This window comes from Kineococcus deserti, assembly GCF_050871945.1.
Lineage (GTDB): Bacteria > Actinomycetota > Actinomycetes > Actinomycetales > Kineococcaceae > Kineococcus.
Genome location: NZ_JBJLSI010000045.1, coordinates 1 through 15,426, shown reverse-complemented (window position 1 = coordinate 15,426; position 15,426 = coordinate 1). Strand labels below are relative to the sequence as shown.

Annotated in this window: 13 protein-coding genes; 4 read left to right on the top strand and 9 right to left on the bottom strand. The window is 72.2% G+C overall.

The window, feature by feature from the left end:
• Positions 1-94: 94 nt before the first annotated feature.
• From ACRYR2_RS22905 to ACRYR2_RS22870, 8 genes are all read right to left on the bottom strand, one after another.
• The gene (locus ACRYR2_RS22905) at positions 95-1,096 is read right to left on the bottom strand and encodes a D-ribose ABC transporter substrate-binding protein (protein ID WP_432565204.1); all 1,002 of its coding nucleotides are present in this window, start codon (positions 1,094-1,096) and stop codon (positions 95-97) included.
• A gap of 66 nt (positions 1,097-1,162) precedes the next feature.
• A complete protein-coding gene (locus ACRYR2_RS22900) occupies positions 1,163-2,284 on the bottom strand; it encodes an ABC transporter permease (protein WP_432565203.1) in 1,122 nt (373 codons plus the stop codon).
• 73 nt (positions 2,285-2,357) lie between these two features.
• Complete coding sequence (locus tag ACRYR2_RS22895) at positions 2,358-3,896, bottom strand: sugar ABC transporter ATP-binding protein (RefSeq protein WP_432565202.1); 1,539 nt, start codon at positions 3,894-3,896, stop codon at positions 2,358-2,360.
• Complete coding sequence (locus ACRYR2_RS22890) at positions 3,893-4,579, bottom strand: DUF2291 family protein (RefSeq protein WP_432565201.1); 687 nt, start codon at positions 4,577-4,579, stop codon at positions 3,893-3,895. Before ACRYR2_RS22890 ends, ACRYR2_RS22895 begins: the two co-directional genes overlap by 4 nt.
• A 144-nt stretch (positions 4,580-4,723) precedes the next feature.
• Complete coding sequence (locus tag ACRYR2_RS22885; protein ID WP_432565221.1) at positions 4,724-5,800, bottom strand: zinc-binding dehydrogenase; 1,077 nt, start codon at positions 5,798-5,800, stop codon at positions 4,724-4,726.
• 191 nt (positions 5,801-5,991) lie between these two features.
• Entirely contained in the window at positions 5,992-7,569 is a 1,578-nt protein-coding gene (locus ACRYR2_RS22880) for a histidine kinase N-terminal 7TM domain-containing diguanylate cyclase (protein WP_432565200.1), read from the bottom strand.
• Between the two features lie 263 nt (positions 7,570-7,832).
• The gene (locus tag ACRYR2_RS22875; RefSeq protein ID WP_432565199.1) at positions 7,833-8,348 is read right to left on the bottom strand and encodes a GAF domain-containing protein; all 516 of its coding nucleotides are present in this window, start codon (positions 8,346-8,348) and stop codon (positions 7,833-7,835) included.
• Between the two features lie 44 nt (positions 8,349-8,392).
• Positions 8,393-8,602 carry a hypothetical protein gene (locus ACRYR2_RS22870; protein WP_432565198.1) on the bottom strand — a complete coding sequence of 70 codons (210 nt, stop codon included), beginning with the start codon at positions 8,600-8,602 and terminating at the stop codon, positions 8,393-8,395.
• 52 nt (positions 8,603-8,654) lie between these two features.
• Here ACRYR2_RS22870 and ACRYR2_RS22865 point away from each other — a divergent pair, with 52 nt between their 5' ends.
• Positions 8,655-8,912, top strand: a complete 258-nt coding sequence (locus ACRYR2_RS22865; RefSeq protein ID WP_432565197.1) for a hypothetical protein — start codon at positions 8,655-8,657, stop codon at positions 8,910-8,912.
• A gap of 160 nt (positions 8,913-9,072) precedes the next feature.
• Here the strand turns inward: ACRYR2_RS22865 and ACRYR2_RS22860 are convergent, their stop codons facing one another.
• Positions 9,073-10,017, bottom strand: a complete 945-nt coding sequence (locus ACRYR2_RS22860) for a ribonuclease Z (RefSeq protein WP_432565196.1) — start codon at positions 10,015-10,017, stop codon at positions 9,073-9,075.
• A 123-nt stretch (positions 10,018-10,140) separates the two neighbouring features.
• On the opposite strand from ACRYR2_RS22860, the gene ACRYR2_RS22855 reads away from it, so the two are divergent.
• The 3 genes from ACRYR2_RS22855 (at position 10,141) to clpB (ending at position 15,301) form a co-directional block, all read left to right on the top strand.
• On the top strand, positions 10,141-11,835 hold the full coding sequence (locus ACRYR2_RS22855; protein ID WP_432565220.1) for a BCCT family transporter: 1,695 nt from the start codon (positions 10,141-10,143) through the stop codon (positions 11,833-11,835).
• A 215-nt stretch (positions 11,836-12,050) separates the two neighbouring features.
• On the top strand, positions 12,051-12,542 hold the full coding sequence (locus ACRYR2_RS22850) for a cell wall-binding repeat-containing protein (protein WP_432565195.1): 492 nt from the start codon (positions 12,051-12,053) through the stop codon (positions 12,540-12,542).
• 122 nt (positions 12,543-12,664) lie between these two features.
• On the top strand, positions 12,665-15,301 hold the full coding sequence (gene clpB / locus ACRYR2_RS22845; RefSeq protein WP_432565194.1) for an ATP-dependent chaperone ClpB: 2,637 nt from the start codon (positions 12,665-12,667) through the stop codon (positions 15,299-15,301).
• The last annotated feature ends 125 nt before the right edge of the window (positions 15,302-15,426 follow it).

The window sequence follows — 15,426 nt, the reverse complement described above, 5'->3', positions numbered from 1 at the left end:
TCGTGTGCAGCACCGGACCCCGCGCTCGGCGGGGTCCGGTGGGTGTGCGTCGGTCAGTCCACCAGGAGGTCCTGGCCCGGACCGTCGTGCGGCCTCACTCCGACATGGTGAACGGCGCGGTGTACTGGTCGACGTTGTCCTTGGTGATCAGGACGCAGTCGAACGCCTGCTTCTCCTCCGCGACGCCGGTCTCGCCGTTCTTCAGGTAGGCGTCGGCCTGCTTGACGGCCTCCTTGGAGAACACGACGACGGGCTGCAGCACGGTGTAGGACAAGGTGCCGGCCTTGATCGCGTCGACGGCGTCGGGTGAACCGTCGAAACCGCCGATGGCCTTCATCTGACCGATCTGGCCCGATTCCTGCAGCGCGGCGATGGCGCCGAGGACCATCTCGTCGTTGCCGGAGATCAGGGCGTTGAGGTTCGGGTTGGCCTGCAGCATCGCCTGCATCTTGTCGTGGCCCTCGGTGCGGTCCCAGTTGGCGACCTGCTCGGCGGCCTTGACGAAGCCGGGGTACTGGGACAGCACGGTCTTGTAGCCGTTGGACCGGGTGGCGGCGTTGTTGTCGCTGGGCGCGCCCAGCAACTCGGCGTACTGCGCGTCCTGGCCGACGAGCTGGGCCCACTGCTGCGCGCCGAGCGCGGCGCCCTGGGCGTTGTTCGAGACGAGCTGGGCCTTGGCGATCCCGGTCTGGTTGATCTCGGCGTTCACGAGGAACACCGGGATGCCGGCGGCGTCGGCCTTCTTCACGGCGCCGACCGAACCGTCGGCGTTCGCCGGGTCCAGCAGGATCGCCACCGACTTGTTGGAGATGGCGGTGTCGATGAGCTGGCTCTCGGTGTTGGTGTCGCCGCGGTGGGCGGCCACGGTCGCCGTGTACCCGAGTTCCTCCGCGGCGGCCTTGGCGGTGTCGCCCTCGGCCGTCCAGTACGGGTTCGACGGGTCGTTGACGATGATGGTGATGAGCCCACCGGCCGACGATCCGCCGGACTCGGAGGAGCTGCTGCCGGCGGTGTCGCCGTCGGACCCCCCGCAGGCGGCCAACGCGAGCGCGGCGGCGGTGGTGCCGGCCAGCGTGAAGAGCGATCGACGCTTCATGGAGTTTCCCTTCGAAGTGCTCCAGCGGTGCTGGTGCGGTGGGTGGTGGGGTGGAGGTGGGGTGGCTCAGGCGGACGTCGACGCCGAGGACTGCGGTGCGGCGGGTGGGGCGGCGGCCGTGTCCCCGGCGCCGCCACCACCGCCGGCGACCTTCCGCCTGCCCTTGTACTGCACCGAGTTGAGCAGGACGGCCGCCACGATGACGGCTCCGGTGAAGACGGTCTGCCAGTAGACCGAGACCCCGACGATGACGAGGCCGTCGGACAGGAAGCCGATGACGAACGCGCCGAGCAGGGTGCCGCGGATGTTGCCCCGCCCGCCGGAGAGGGCGGCGCCGCCGATGACGACCGCGGCGATGGCCGTGAGTTCGTAGGTGGTGCCGGCCGTGGGCCCGGCCGAGGTGAGCTGCGAGGTGAGGATCAGGCCCGCGATGGCCGCGGTGACGCCCGAGACGACGTACACCCAGACCTTGACCCGGCGGGTCGGCACGCCGGACAGTTCCGCGGCCCGCTCGTTGCCGCCCGAGGCGTACAGCCAGCGGCCGAAGATCGAGCGGTTCAGCACGCCGGAGAGGACCAGCGCGACGACGACCATGACGATGACCCCGATCGGGACCGTCGCGATCCGGTTGAACCCCAGCCAGTCGAAACCGGTGTTGCCCAGCGCCTCGTCGCCGCCGAAGCTGTTGTAGGTCAGGCCGTTGGTCATGAGCGAGGCCAGACCGCGCACGGCGTAGAGCATGCCCAGGGTCGCCACGAAGGGGGCGACCTTGAACCGGGCGACCAGGACGCCGTTGACCAGGCCGATGAGCGCGCCGACGCCGATGGAGACGAGCGCGACGACCCACACCGGCGGGAACAGCGTGGAGTCGATGCCGAAGGGGGAGAGGTTCACACCCTTCATGAGGAAGCCGGCGATCATCCCGGACATGCCGAGCGTCGAACCGACCGACAGGTCGATCCCGCCGTTGAGGATGACCAGCAGCATCCCCATCGCGAGCAGCGCGTAGATCGCGACGTGCGAGGACATCACCAGCACGTTGGAGACCGTCGGGTAGGAGTTGGGGGCGAGCGCCGTGAAGATCACGAAGATGACGATCAGGGCCAGGAAGGCGCGGCCCTCCAGCAGGAGGGCGCCGATGTCGACGCTGCGGCGGTTTCCCGTCGTGGTGGTGGGGGTGGAACTCATGGGTGGGTCCTTCCTCGACGGCGAGGGACAGCGGGGGAGGGCGGGGTCGTCCCGTCTGCGGGGTCGACCGCGATCACGACGTGACCACCTCGCCGGAAGCGGCCATGATCTGGTCCTTGCGGACGTCGGGGCCGAACTCGGCGACGATGTGACCGCGCGACATCACGATGATCCGGTGCGCGATGGCGAAGCACTCGTTGAGCTCGGACGTGGAGTAGACGACGGCCAGGCCCTCCCGCGCCTTCTCGGCGAGCAACCGGAAGACCTCGCCCTTGGCGCCGATGTCGATGCCCCGGCTCGGTTCGTCCAGCAGGATCACGTCCGGGTGGGTGGCCAGCACCTTGCCGATGACGACCTTCTGCTGGTTCCCCCCGGACAGGGATCCGATGGCGGCCCCGCCTCCGGCCGTCTTGACGTGCACCTGGGCGATGCCGTCGTCGATGACCGTCCTCTCGTCGCGGCGCGAGACCAGCATCCCCTTGACGAACGAGCGCAGCGAGGCCAGCGACAGGTTCGAGCCGACGGTCATGGTCTGCACCAGGCCGTCGCGCTGGCGGTCCTCCGGGACCAGCCCGAGGCCCTTCTCGATGCGTTCGGCGATGGTCAGGCCCCCGATGTCCTCCCCCTTGAGCAGCACCCGGCCGGCGGCCAGCGGAACCCGCCCCGCGAGGGCTTCCAGGAGTTCGGTCCGGCCGGCGCCCATGAGCCCGTAGATGCAGACGACCTCACCGGCGCGCACCTGGAGCGACAGGTCGTCCACGACGGAGCGCTCGGGGTTCTCGACGTCGGTGACGCTGACGCCCTCGACCTCGAGCGCCGCAGCCGCGAAGTCGTACCCGGTCGGTGGCGTGCCGAGGTCGTAGGCGTCACCGACCATCTGGTGCACCACCCACTCCAGGTCGATCTGGGAGCGGTGGGCGGTGGCGGTGATCGACCCGTCGCGCAGGACGACGGCGTAGTCGGTGATCTCGAGCGCCTCCTCCAGGTGGTGGGAGATGTAGACGATCGACACGCCCCGGGACGTCAGGTCCCGGATGACGCCGAACAGCACCTCGACCTCGGTGGCGCTCAGCGCCGAGGTCGGTTCGTCCATGATCAGGATGCGGGAGTCGACGAGCAGCGCCCGGGCGATCTCCACCAGTTGCTGCTGGCCCACGCGCAGGTCGGCGACCGGGGTCGCGGGGTTGATCTCCTGGCCGAGCTCGGCCAGGACGGCGCGCGCCTGGCGGGTCTCCTCGGCGAAGTCGACGCCGGTCGGGCCGCTCAGTTCCCGGCCCATGAAGAGGTTGTCGCGCACGCTGAGGTTGGGGGCCAGGCTCAGCTCCTGGTGGATGATCGAGATCCCCCGGTCCCGTGCGTCCACGGTGCTGGCGAACTCCACCGGTTCGCCGTCGAGTTCGACGCGTCCCGACGTCGGGCGCTCGACGCCTGAGAGGATCTTCATGAGGGTCGACTTGCCGGCGCCGTTCTCCCCGAACAGCGTGGTGACGCGTCCCTTGTGGATGTCGAACGCGACACCCTTCAGGGCCCGGGTCGCGCCGTAGGTCTTGACGACGTCGCGCGCGGTGAGCACGACCTCGTCGGCCACCGGGAGGCCGTCGCGCGCGCTCACTGCTGCACCTCGACCGAGGTCGGGGTGACGTTCCAGCTCTGCGGGTTGATGAGCGTGACCACGCCCTGCACCGCGACGGTCCTGCCGGTGAGGTCCTGACCCTGCAGGGGTGCCAGGACCTGGGTCTTGACCTGGTCGTTGAGCGCGGCGCCGGCGTCCTGGTACTGGATCTGGTTCTCGAAGTCGTTGAGGGACACCTCGCCCGAGGCGTCGCGCAGGTCGGTCCCGTTGATGGCCGGGCCGAACTGCACGTGGACGAGGAAACCCGCGGGAACGCCGGGCACGGTGACGACCGGCAGCCCCGTCTGGTCCGGCGCGCCCACCGTCCCGGTGAAGGACACCGGCACCACGGCGCCGATCCCGGAACTGCTCGGGACGCCGAACTGCTGGGCGGCGGTCGGGTCGGCCTGCAGGGCGGTGGCCAGTTCGACGGCGTCCACGGCGTTCTCCTCGACGTAGGAGACGACCTCGGGGAACTGCTGCTCCCCGTAGGTGGCGGCGTCGAAGGCCGCCGGTCCCACCAGGAGTTCGGAGTCGTTGCTGACGACCTTGGTGCTCAGCGCCGCGGCGACGACCAGCAGCACCACCACGACCGTGGCGATGGTGCGGCCGCGGTGCTTCGGTGCCGGGCGCCGGGCCGGGCGGCCGGGTCGCGTCGAGGGTTTCGTCGTCGTGGTGCTCACCGGAGACTCCTGGGGGTGTGGTGGAACGGCATGGTGGAGTGCTTCCTCGCGGGGGGTCCCGGGCAGGGAGGAGTGCCGGCCCGGGGACGCGTGGTCCCCGAGCCGTCTCGGGCGTTCGGCGGGAGGCGGGGCGGTCCGCCCGGATCAGCCGGTGAAGCTGGAGTCGGGGATGAGCGACACCTTCACCGACCGGGTGCCGTCGGCCACCATGTCCAGGCCGTCCTGGAACTTCGACAACGGCAGCTGGTGGCTGCAGATGTCGTCCATGGGCAGCACGCCGGACTCCAGCAGGGAGATGGCCTTGGGCCACGTGTGCGGGCCGAGGTGCGCGCCGCGGACGTCGAGTTCCTTGTCGTCGCTGATGATCGACCAGTCGGCACTGGCCTCGGAACCGAAGACGCCGTACTCCACGTAGGTGCCGAGCTTGCGCAGGAGCGTCAGGCCCTGCTTGACCGCCGAGGGGTGGCCGGTGCCCTCGAGGTAGACGTCGGCCCCGTAGCCGTCGGTCAGCCCGCGCACGACCGAGTAGATGTCGTCGGTGGTGATGTTCAGGACGGTGTCGGCCCCGGAACGTCGCGCCAGGTCGAGCTTGGAGGGCACGGCGTCCAGGGCGACGACGTGCGCGGCGCCCTTGGCCCTGGCGCCGGCGATCATGCCCAGCCCGATGGGCCCGCAGCCGGCGACCACGACGACGTCCGCGAACTGGATGTCGGCGCGCTCCACGGCGTGCAGCGCGCAGGACAGGGGTTCGGCGAAGGCGGCGTGCGCGGGGGGCAGCTCCTTGGAGATCTTGTGGACGAGTGCCTTGGCGGGCAGGGCGATGAACTCCGCCATGCCGCCGTCGTAGGTGCGGAAACCGTACATGTCGTGCGTGGCGCACATGTGGTACGCGCCGCGCAGGCAGTAGCGGCAGTTCCAGTCGGGGACGATCTGCTCGCTGACGACGCGGTCGCCCACGGCGACGCCCCACCGCTGCGCGGCCTCGTCGGAGATCTCGACGACCTCCCCGGTCAGTTCGTGCCCGGGGATCCGTCCCCGTTCGGCCCACGCCGGGCGGTGTTCGTCGCCCCAGAACTTGGCCGCCCCGTGGTAGCACTTCAGGTCGCTCGCGCAGATGCCCACGGCCTCCGTGCGCACCAGCGCCCCGCCCTCGGGCAGCACGGGCCGGGGAACTTCTTCGAGCCGGTAGTCCTCGGGACCGTGGCACACCACGGCCTGCATCGTCTCGCCCACCGCGACCTCCTCGTCGAGTCACGGCCCACCGTCGGGCCGTGCGGGTTCGGCGTCCGGGAGCGGCGCCGCACCCGAACGGTACGACCAGCGTGCACGGATGTCCAGCACGCTTGTTCACGAGTTCGGGGTCGTCGCCCCCGGTGGTCGTCGGCGGGCGGGGGCGGGTGCGGTGGGGTCGCTCAGGCCGCGGCGACGCGGTTCCGGCCGTCGGCCTTCGCGCGGTAGAGGGCCTGGTCCGCCGCGGCCAGCACGGTCGCGACGTCGTCGCCGTCGCGGGGGGCGAGCGCCGTGCCGATCGACACGGTCGGCCGCACGGTGCCCGTGACCACGGGCACCTCCAGCTGCGCGCACCGGGTGCGCAGTTCCTCGGCCCGTCGCGCGACGACCGCGGCGTCCGCGCCCGGCAGGACGAGGACGAACTCCTCGCCGCCGGTGCGGGCGACGAGATCGCCCTGCCGGGTGAGGTTCTGCAACTCCCGCGCCAGGGCGACGAGCACCTGATCGCCCGCCGCGTGCCCGTGGGTGTCGTTGACCCGCTTGAAGTGGTCGATGTCGACGACGAGCACGCCGACGGGGTGGTGCCCGTCCACCGCGCCGAGCAGTTCGGCGGCGGCGGGATCGAAGTGCCGGCGGTTGTGCAGTCCGGTCAGCGGGTCGCGCACCGCGTCCTCGGCGAGCTGGGCGCGCAGCCGGTCGGCGACGGCGGCCTGCTCCTCCAGCCGACGGCGGGCTTCGACGAGTTCGGTGATGTCCCGCCCGACGACCACCCGGCCCAGGGACCGCCCGCGGGCGTCCTCGATGGCGCTGACCTGCACGTCGAAGTGCTGCCCGGTCGGCGAGTCCAGGACGTACCCGATGCGGCCGCCCGGCAGCGCGCCCAGGGCCCGGGAGCTGATGAAGTCCCGGGCGGGCAGCCCCACCGGATCGGCCGGCAGGTCGGGTCGCGACTGCCGGAGCATCGCGCGGCCGGCGGGGTTCACGTCCACGACGACGCCGCCGTCGTCGACCACCACGATGATGTCCTGCACCGTTTCCAGCACCCGGGCCCGGGCCACCGGGACCACCCGCAACAGGGTTCCGCGCAGCACGGCACGAGCGTCGAGCACTGCGGTCACGGTGAAGAACAACGGGGTCAGGTCGTGCCCGGAGAACAGGTCGGGGCGGGAGATGACCACGAGGTTGCCGGCCAGCGGGACCAGGCCGGCCACGGTCAGGGTTCCCACCTGCCGGCGGACCACGGGGGACCCGCGCAACCAGGCCCGGCCGAGGCGGAGGTAGGCCAGCGCGAGCAGCGTGTAGCACCAGGCGGTGTGGACCCAGAACAACGGGCCGAAGCGGTTGCCGTACCAGGGCCACCGGTCCAGCGGCTCGATGTCGGTCAGCACCAGGTGGTGCCAGTGGTCGGTGCCCACCGCGGCCAGCAGCAGCAGGGGAACGACGACGAGGTGGACCACGTGCAGCCGGCCGGGACGGTACTGCGGGTCGGCCGCGAAGTGGGCGAGCAGGTGCAACCCGACGACCGAGCCGAGGACCCCGACGAAGGACAGGTACAGCAGGGCGTCGTGCAGCTGCTGCGGCACCGGGAAGTTCAGCGGCGCACCGACGCCTGCCCACAGGGCCAGGCCGGCCGCCACGGCGGCCAGCGCGGTCGCGGCGGGGGTGGCGTGCCGGTGCCGCCAGGCGACGGCCGCCGTCAGGACGTTGAGGACCGCCGCGACGGCGAAGGCGACGCAGAAGGCGGTGCTGAGGGTGGTCACCACGACCGGTTCACGAGAGGGGGGACCGGGGCCCGCAGTCGGCCCTCGGCCGACCGCGCGGTACCCACCTCGCCCGGGTCGATCCCCGTCATCCCGCCACCTCGTGCTGCCACGGTCCGGATGACCGCTCCTCGACGAAGGGATCGGTCGGTTGCTGGAACCGCTTGACCGGGTGTCCACCGTCCGGGGGAAGGGTGCTCACGCCCCGCTCACGGCCGTTCGGCCGCGCCGATCGAGTCGGTGCCAGGCGCGGTGGGCCCGGATCAGGCCGTGGCGCCCCGGGTGCGGTACTCCTCGAAGACGGCGACGAGTTCGGCGGCGGCGCGTTCCAGCTCGGCGATCTCCCCCGGGCCGAACTCGTGCGGCTCGACCCCCAGGACACAGTGGGCCCCGACGACCCGACCGTCGCGCGTGCGCAGCGGGACACCGGCGTAGGAGCGGACACCGCCTCCGGTCACGACCGGGTTGTCGCGCTGGCGGTCGTCGGCGGCGGCGTCGGGGACGACGTAGGGAGCGTTCTCGACGACGGTGGTGGTGCAGAACGACCACTCCGCGGGCAGGCCGCCGACCTCCGCCACCCAGCCGACCAGCCCGTGGCTGCCGGCGAAGAGGGTGGAGGAGTCCAGCACCAGGTTCACCAGGCTCAGCGGGAACCCCAGCCGGGCCGCGGTGCGGGCCGCCACCTCGTCGAGGCGGCGCTTCAGTTCCGGCCGGCTCCCGTCCCACGCGGCGACCGCTTCCAACCGCGCCCGGTCGGTCAGCACGCTGGCGTCGTCCATCTGCGCTCCTCGTCCTGACGTGGGCCCGCGCTGCTCGGGGACCCTCACCGTCTGCACATCGGCCAGCGGTGGGCGGCGCTGCAGTCCGCGTGCTCCCTGCCACCCGGTCGCTCCACCCGGCCGGACGAGACGTGCACGAAACCGGTGCGGCGCAGCACGGCGGCTGGCCGGTGCTCCCGGCGGCAGGCACCCGTCCGCGCCACCCGTCCGGCTCCCTGCACGTGGTGCTCCAGGACGCCGATGTGGTTGACCATGCGAGCAGAACAGTCCGGGCGCGGTGCTCCGGTGCACTGGGCACCTCCAGCCGTGGAGGAGCCCACCGCCCTGGGGTGGTTGCGGCGACTGGCCGACGTCTCCGGTCCGGAGCAGGCCCTGCAGGTCTGGAACCAGGCCGCTCTGGCCACGGGGTGCGTGGGCATGGACCTGACCGCGCAGGAGCTGGAGCGCATGGCTCACTGGCTGGTGGAGCACTGCGGGGACCAGCCGATCCGGATGGCTGTGCGCAGCTGCCTGGTGCGCCTGCACGTGCACCGGACCCTGCACCCCAGCGCACGCCCCGCCTGAGCAGGGCGGGCCCGAGCGGGACCGCGTCACTGCGGCGGGCCTGCGCGACCCCCGGCTCACCGATCCGCGTCCGCGACCTCCTCCTCCGGGCGCGGGGGCACCGTCTCGTCCTCCTCGAGCTCGGGGACGGGCGGGTCGTGCGGGTCGAAGGGCGGGGTGCTCATGCCGCGACCGTACGACGTCCCGACCGCCGCGGCACCGGGACGACGTCGAGGTCGTCCGCGACGTGCACCTCGGTCGTCCCGCCGAGTTCGGCGACCACGGCCCGCGCCTCCCGCCCCAGCTCGGCCGGGTCGTAGCGCTGGGAGAAGTGCGTGAGCACGAGCGTGCGGACCCCGGCGCGCACGGCGGTCTCGGCGGCCTGCCGGGCCGTGAGGTGGCCGCGCTCGCGGGCCAGGTCCAGGTCGCGGTGCGCGAAGGTGCACTCCAGCACCGCGAGGTCGGCGTCGCGCACGACCTCGTCGACCGCGGGGCACTGGCGGGTGTCCATGACGAACGCGAACACCTGACCGGGCCGGGTCACGCTGACGTCGGCCAGCCGGACCCCGCGCAGTTCGCCCTCCCGCTGCAGCCGCCCGACGTCGGGGCCGCTGAGGCCGGCCGCGGCCAGCGCCTCCGGCCGGAAGCGCACGCCGGCGGGCTCCTGGAGGCGGTAGCCGAGCGCCGGGACGCGGTGGTCCAGCGCCCGGGCGGTCAGGGCCGACCCCGCCACCTCGGCGACGGGGACGAACTCGTCGAGGGTGGGCACGCCCACGACGGTCACCTCGACGTGGGCGGCGGCGACGACGGCGAGGCCGCGCAGGTGGTCGAAGGCGTCCTCGGGTCCGTGCAGGGTCACCGGCCGGCCGGGCCGGTCCTGCGCGAGCCGGTTCAGCACCCCGGGCACGCCGAGGCAGTGGTCGTTGTGCCGGTGCGTCACGCAGATCCGCTCGATGCGCGGCGAGGAAACCCCGGCGTGCAGCATCTGCCGCTGGGTCCCCTCACCGGGGTCGAACAGCACCGAGGTGCCGTCCCAGCGCAGCAGGTAGCCGTTGTGGTTGCGCGTCCGGGTGGGCGCCTGGCCGGCTGTCCCGAGGACGACGAGTTCGCGCTGCGCGTGGCTCACCGGACCAGTGTGCGCGGTCGGGTCCGGCGCTGCTGCGGACGACCCGGGCACGAGGTGAGGATGCAGCCGTCCGAACGTAGGGTGCGAACCGTGGTCGAGCAGCCGAGCGAGAACGCACGCGCGATGGACGAGGCACCCCACCCGCCGGGGGGCTGGGTGGCCGCTCCGGACGGTTCCCGCGTCGCGCCGTGGGTCTTCGGCCCGGCCGCGGTCCTCGTCGTCGGTTTCAGCGCCTTCGCCGCCGTGCTCCCTGACCGTGCGGGGGACTTCTTCAGCGCCCTGCAGACGACGGTGGTGAATTCCTTCAGCTGGTACTACGTCCTCATCGCGACCTTCTTCGTCGCGTTCTGCCTCGTCATCGGCTTCGGCCGCTTCGGGGAGATCAAGCTGGGCAAGGACGACGACGAACCCGAGTTCTCGCTGCTGTCGTGGTTCTCCCTGCTGTTCGCCGCGGGCATGGGCATCGGGCTGGTGTTCTACGGGGTCTCCGAGCCCCTCAGCCACTACGTCACACCACGACCCGGCGTCGAGGGGACCTCGACGTCGCTCGCGCAGTCCGCGTTGACCCAGACCTACCTGCACTGGGGTGTCCACGCCTGGGCGATCTACGTCGTCGTCGGTCTCGCCCTGGCCTACGCCATCCACCGCCGCGGCCGTCCGGCCTCGATCCGCTGGACCCTGGAACCGCTGCTGGGCCAGCGCGTCCGGGGTGCGTGGGGGAACGTCATCGACACGATCGCCCTGGCGGGCACCGTCTTCGGGGTCGCGACCTCGCTGGGGACGGGCGTCCTGCAGATCGGTGCGGGTCTGGGCGCGACGGGTTTCTCCCGGCCGTCGACCGTCGTGAACCTGGCCATCATCGCGGTGGTCACCGTGCTGGTGCTGTTCTCCCTGCTGTCCGGTGTGGGCCGGGGGATGAAGTGGCTGTCGAACACCAACCTCGTGCTGGCGGCCCTGCTCATGCTCTTCGTGCTCTTCGCGGGACCGACCGAGTCCCTGCTGCGCGAGTGGGTGCAGTCGATCGGCGGGTACGTGCAGAACTTCGCCGGCCTGAGCTTCACCGTCAGCGCCCTGCAGGGCGCCGCGGGCGAGGAGTGGCAGGCGTCCTGGACGGCGTTCTACTGGGGCTGGTGGATGTCGTGGGCGCCGTTCGTGGGCGTCTTCATCGCCCGGGTCAGCCGGGGCCGGACGGTCCGCGAGTTCGTGATGGGCGTCCTGCTGGTGCCGAGCCTGCTGGGGATCCTCTGGTTCGCGGTCCTGGGGGGTGCGGCGCTGTTCCAGGAACTCGACGAGCCCGGGAGCATGCTGGCCGCCGACGGTTCCGTGGAGCTGCAGGGCGCCCTGTTCACGTTGTTCGAGCACCTGCCCGGGACGACGGTCCTGACGCTGGGGGCGATCCTCCTGGTGGGGATCTTCTTCGTGACCTCGGCCGACTCCGGGGCGCTCGTGATGTCGATGCTCGCCACCGGCGGAGCCACCGAGCCGGCGCGCTGGGTGCGGGTGTTCTTCGCGTTGCTGACCGCGGTCCTGGCCGCGACCCTGCTGGTGGCCGGCGGGCTGGACGCGTTGCAGAGCGCGGTGACGACGATCGCGGTCCCGTTCAGCGTCGTCATGCTGCTGATGTGCTGGGCCACGACCACCGCCTTCCGCCGCGAGGGCCGGCTCTACGACCGGGCCAGACGCCGCCAGCTCGTGGAGCAGATCGGTGACCACTACGGCCTGGAGGTGGAGACGCCGAACGAACTCGGCGGGATGCGGCTGCCCGCAGGGCTGCGGCGTGGGCGTGGCCGCCGGCAGGGACCGGCCGACCGCACCTAGACCTGCCGCCCTCGACTCCGCGGGAACCAGGTGGTCACTGAGCGCAACGACTCATGACTGAGGGGCGTTGACGTTGGCGAGGACAGGTGAACCCTCCGCCCCGTTCGGACGCTGTGCGGACGCTGGGTGTGGTCTGCGGGATTCCCGCCCCGCGAACCTTGGTGCACGGACGGTGACCACCGAGTCCGGCCCCCTTCACTCCTCGGAGAGCCCGCATGCGCACCAAGACCTTCGCCGCCCTCGCCGCCGTCGGCCTCGCCGGGACCGTCGTCGCCTCGGCCGGTGCGGCCTCGGCCGCCGACGCCCCGGTCGTCGAGCGCGGCAAGCGCGCCGTGTCGGCCGAGCCGCTGCGCGGCCTCAAGACCGCGGTCAGCGGGGAGGGCAACGTGCGCATCTCCGGCAACGACCGCTACGAGACCGCGGCGGACATCTCCTTCGTCATGGGCTGGGAGCCCGGCAACACCTTCGTGGTCTTCCTCGCCTCCGGCACGTCCTCGGCGGACGCGCTGGCGCTGGGCGCCTCCACCGGTGACCTGGGCCCCGTCCTGCTGACCGAGAAGGACCGCCTGCCCGAGGCCACGCGCGCTGAGCTGCAGCGCCTGCAGCCGTGCATGGTGGTCGTGGCCGGTGGCGCCGCCAGCGTCTCGGACGCCGTGTTCGCCGAGGCCGAGCGGTACGTGGACACCACCGGCTGCCCGGCGTCCTGACCTCCGACCTGACCGGAGGGTCGTCATCCGTCGACGGACGCAGAGTTGAGCGGAACAAGCTCAAGTCTGGCAGAGTTGTACCCGTCGATCGGATGTCGTCCCTCACCGTCTGGAGGTAGCCAGTGGACCTCAAGCTCACCACCCGCGCTCAGGAGGCGCTGGCCGACGCCGTCGGCCGGGCCACGTCCGCGGGTCACGCCCAGGTCGAACCCCTGCACGTCCTCGCCGCCCTGCTCGGGCAGGACAACGGCGTCGCCGGGCACCTGCTCGCCGCCGTCGGCGCCGACCAGGCCCTCGTGACGCGCCGCGTCGACGGGGCGCTCGCCTCGCTGCCCAGCGCCTCGGGCTCCTCGGTCAGCCAGCCGCAGCTGTCCCGGCCCGCGCTGCAGCTCATGCAGGCCGCCGGCGACGAGGCGCGCGCGCTCGACGACGCCTACGTCTCCACCGAGCACCTGCTGCTCGGCGCCGCCGCGTCCACCTCGGCCGCCGGTGAGGCGCTGCGGGCCGTGGGCGCCACCCGCGACGCGCTGCTCGACTCGCTGCCCACCGTCCGCGGGGGCGCCAAGGTCACCTCGCCCGACCCCGAGGGCACCTACAAGTCGCTGGAGAAGTACGGCGTCGACCTCACCGAGCAGGCCCGGCAGGGCCGGCTGGACCCGGTGATCGGCCGCGACGCCGAGATCCGCCGCGTCGTGCAGGTGCTGTCGCGCCGCACCAAGAACAACCCCGTCCTCATCGGCGAACCCGGCGTCGGCAAGACCGCCGTCGTCGAGGGCCTGGCCCAGCGCATCGTCGCCGGCGACGTGCCGGAGTCGCTGCGCGGCAAGCGGCTCATCTCCCTGGACCTGGCCAGCATGGTTGCCGGGGCCAAGTACCGCGGCGAGTTCGAGGAACGCCTCAAGGCCGTCCTGCAGGAGATCCAGAACTCCGAGGGGCAGATCGTCACGTTCATCGACGAACTGCACACCGTCGTGGGTGCGGGTGCCGCCGAGGGGTCCATGGACGCCGGCAACATGCTCAAGCCCATGCTGGCCCGCGGACAGCTGCGCCTGGTCGGCGCCACGACGCTGGACGAGTACCGCGAGCGGATCGAGAAGGACCCCGCGCTGGAACGCCGTTTCCAGCAGGTGTTCGTCGGCGAGCCGTCGGTGCCCGACACCATCGGCATCCTGCGCGGTCTGCGGGAGCGGTACGAGGCGCACCACAAGGTCGCCATCTCCGACGCCGCCCTCGTCGCCGCCGCCACGCTGTCCGACCGCTACATCAGCGGCCGCCAGCTGCCGGACAAGGCCATCGACCTCGTCGACGAGGCCGCGTCCCGGCTGCGCATGGAGATCGACTCCTCGCCCATCGAGATCGACGAACTGCGCCGCGCGGTGGACCGGATGAAGATGGAGGAACTCGCCCTCTCCAAGGAGGAGGACGCGGCCAGCCGCGAACGCCTCGACACCCTGCGCGCCAACCTCGCCGACAAGCAGGAGCAGCTCACCGCCCTGACCGCCCGCTGGGAGCAGGAGAAGGCCGGCCTGAACCGGGTCGGTGACCTCAAGCACCAGGTCGACGAACTGCGCTCGCAGGCCGAGCGGCTGCAGCGCGAAGGCGACCTGGGCCGGGCCAGCGAGATCCTCTACGGGCGCATCCCCGCCCTCGAGGCCGAACTGTCGCAGGCCCAGGCCGCCGAGCAGGACGTGGCCGCCTCCGCCCCGATGGTCGCCGACGAGGTCGGCCCCGACGACATCGCCGAGGTCATCGCCGGCTGGACGGGCATCCCCGCAGGCCGGCTGCTGGAGGGCGAGACCGAGAAGCTGCTGCGCATGGAGGAGTTCCTCGGCGCCCGGCTCATCGGGCAGACCACTGCGGTGCAGGCGGTCTCGGACGCCGTCCGGCGCTCGCGGGCCGGGGTCAACGACCCCGACCGGCCCACGGGTTCCTTCCTGTTCCTCGGCCCCACCGGGGTCGGGAAGACCGAACTGGCCAAGGCCCTGGCCGACTTCCTCTTCGACGACGAACGCGCCATGGTCCGCATCGACATGAGCGAGTACTCCGAGAAGCACGCCGTCGCGCGCCTGGTCGGAGCCCCTCCGGGGTACGTCGGCTACGAGGAGGGCGGTCAGCTCACCGAGGCCGTCCGGCGACGGCCCTACTCGGTCGTGCTGCTGGACGAGGTGGAGAAGGCGCACCCGGAGGTGTTCGACATCCTCCTGCAGGTCCTCGACGACGGTCGCCTGACCGACGGCCAGGGCCGCACGGTCGACTTCCGCAACGTCATCCTGGTGCTGACCTCGAACCTGGGGTCGCAGTACCTGGTCGACCCGGAACTGTCGCAGGCCACCAAGCACGACGCCGTCATGAGCGCCGTGCGGGCCAACTTCAAGCCGGAGTTCCTCAACCGGCTCGACGACGTCGTGGTGTTCGACCCGCTGTCGACGCAGGAACTGTCGCGCATCGTGGACATCCAGGTGCACCGCCTGGGTGACCGCCTCGCCGACCGGCGCCTGACGCTCGACGTCACCGACGCCGCGAAGGACTGGCTGGCGATCTCCGGCTACGACCCCGCCTACGGGGCGCGGCCGCTGCGCCGGCTGGTGCAGCGCGAGATCGGCGACCGCCTCGCCAAGGCGATCCTGTCCGGTGAGGTCCGCGACGGCGACACCGTCGAGGTGGACGTCGCCCGCGGCAGCTTCGACCTCGACGACCCGGCGTCGGCGAGTTCCACCGGGCTCGTCGTGCGGCGCGCGGAGACGGCGCTGACGGTCTGAGTCCCACCCGCGGGGGGGGGGGGGGGGGGGGGGGGGGGGGGGGGGGGGGGGGGGGGGGGGGGGGGGGGGGGGGGGGGGGGGGGGGGGGGGGGGGGGGGGGGGGGGGGGGGGGGGGGGGGGGGGGG

What these genes read in the sequence shown, in the direction of transcription:
- ACRYR2_RS22905 (WP_432565204.1), bottom strand. Translation starts at nt 1,096, where the DNA reads ATGAAGCGTCGATCGCTCTTCACGCTGGCCGGCACCACCGCCGCCGCG.
- ACRYR2_RS22900 (WP_432565203.1), bottom strand. Translation starts at nt 2,284, where the DNA reads ATGAGTTCCACCCCCACCACCACGACGGGAAACCGCCGCAGCGTCGAC.
- ACRYR2_RS22885 (WP_432565221.1), bottom strand. Translation starts at nt 5,800, where the DNA reads ATGCAGGCCGTGGTGTGCCACGGTCCCGAGGACTACCGGCTCGAAGAA.
- ACRYR2_RS22875 (WP_432565199.1), bottom strand. Translation starts at nt 8,348, where the DNA reads ATGGACGACGCCAGCGTGCTGACCGACCGGGCGCGGTTGGAAGCGGTC.
- ACRYR2_RS22870 (WP_432565198.1), bottom strand. Translation starts at nt 8,602, where the DNA reads ATGGTCAACCACATCGGCGTCCTGGAGCACCACGTGCAGGGAGCCGGA.
- ACRYR2_RS22855 (WP_432565220.1), top strand. Translation starts at nt 10,141, where the DNA reads ATGGACGAGGCACCCCACCCGCCGGGGGGCTGGGTGGCCGCTCCGGAC.
- ACRYR2_RS22850 (WP_432565195.1), top strand. Translation starts at nt 12,051, where the DNA reads ATGCGCACCAAGACCTTCGCCGCCCTCGCCGCCGTCGGCCTCGCCGGG.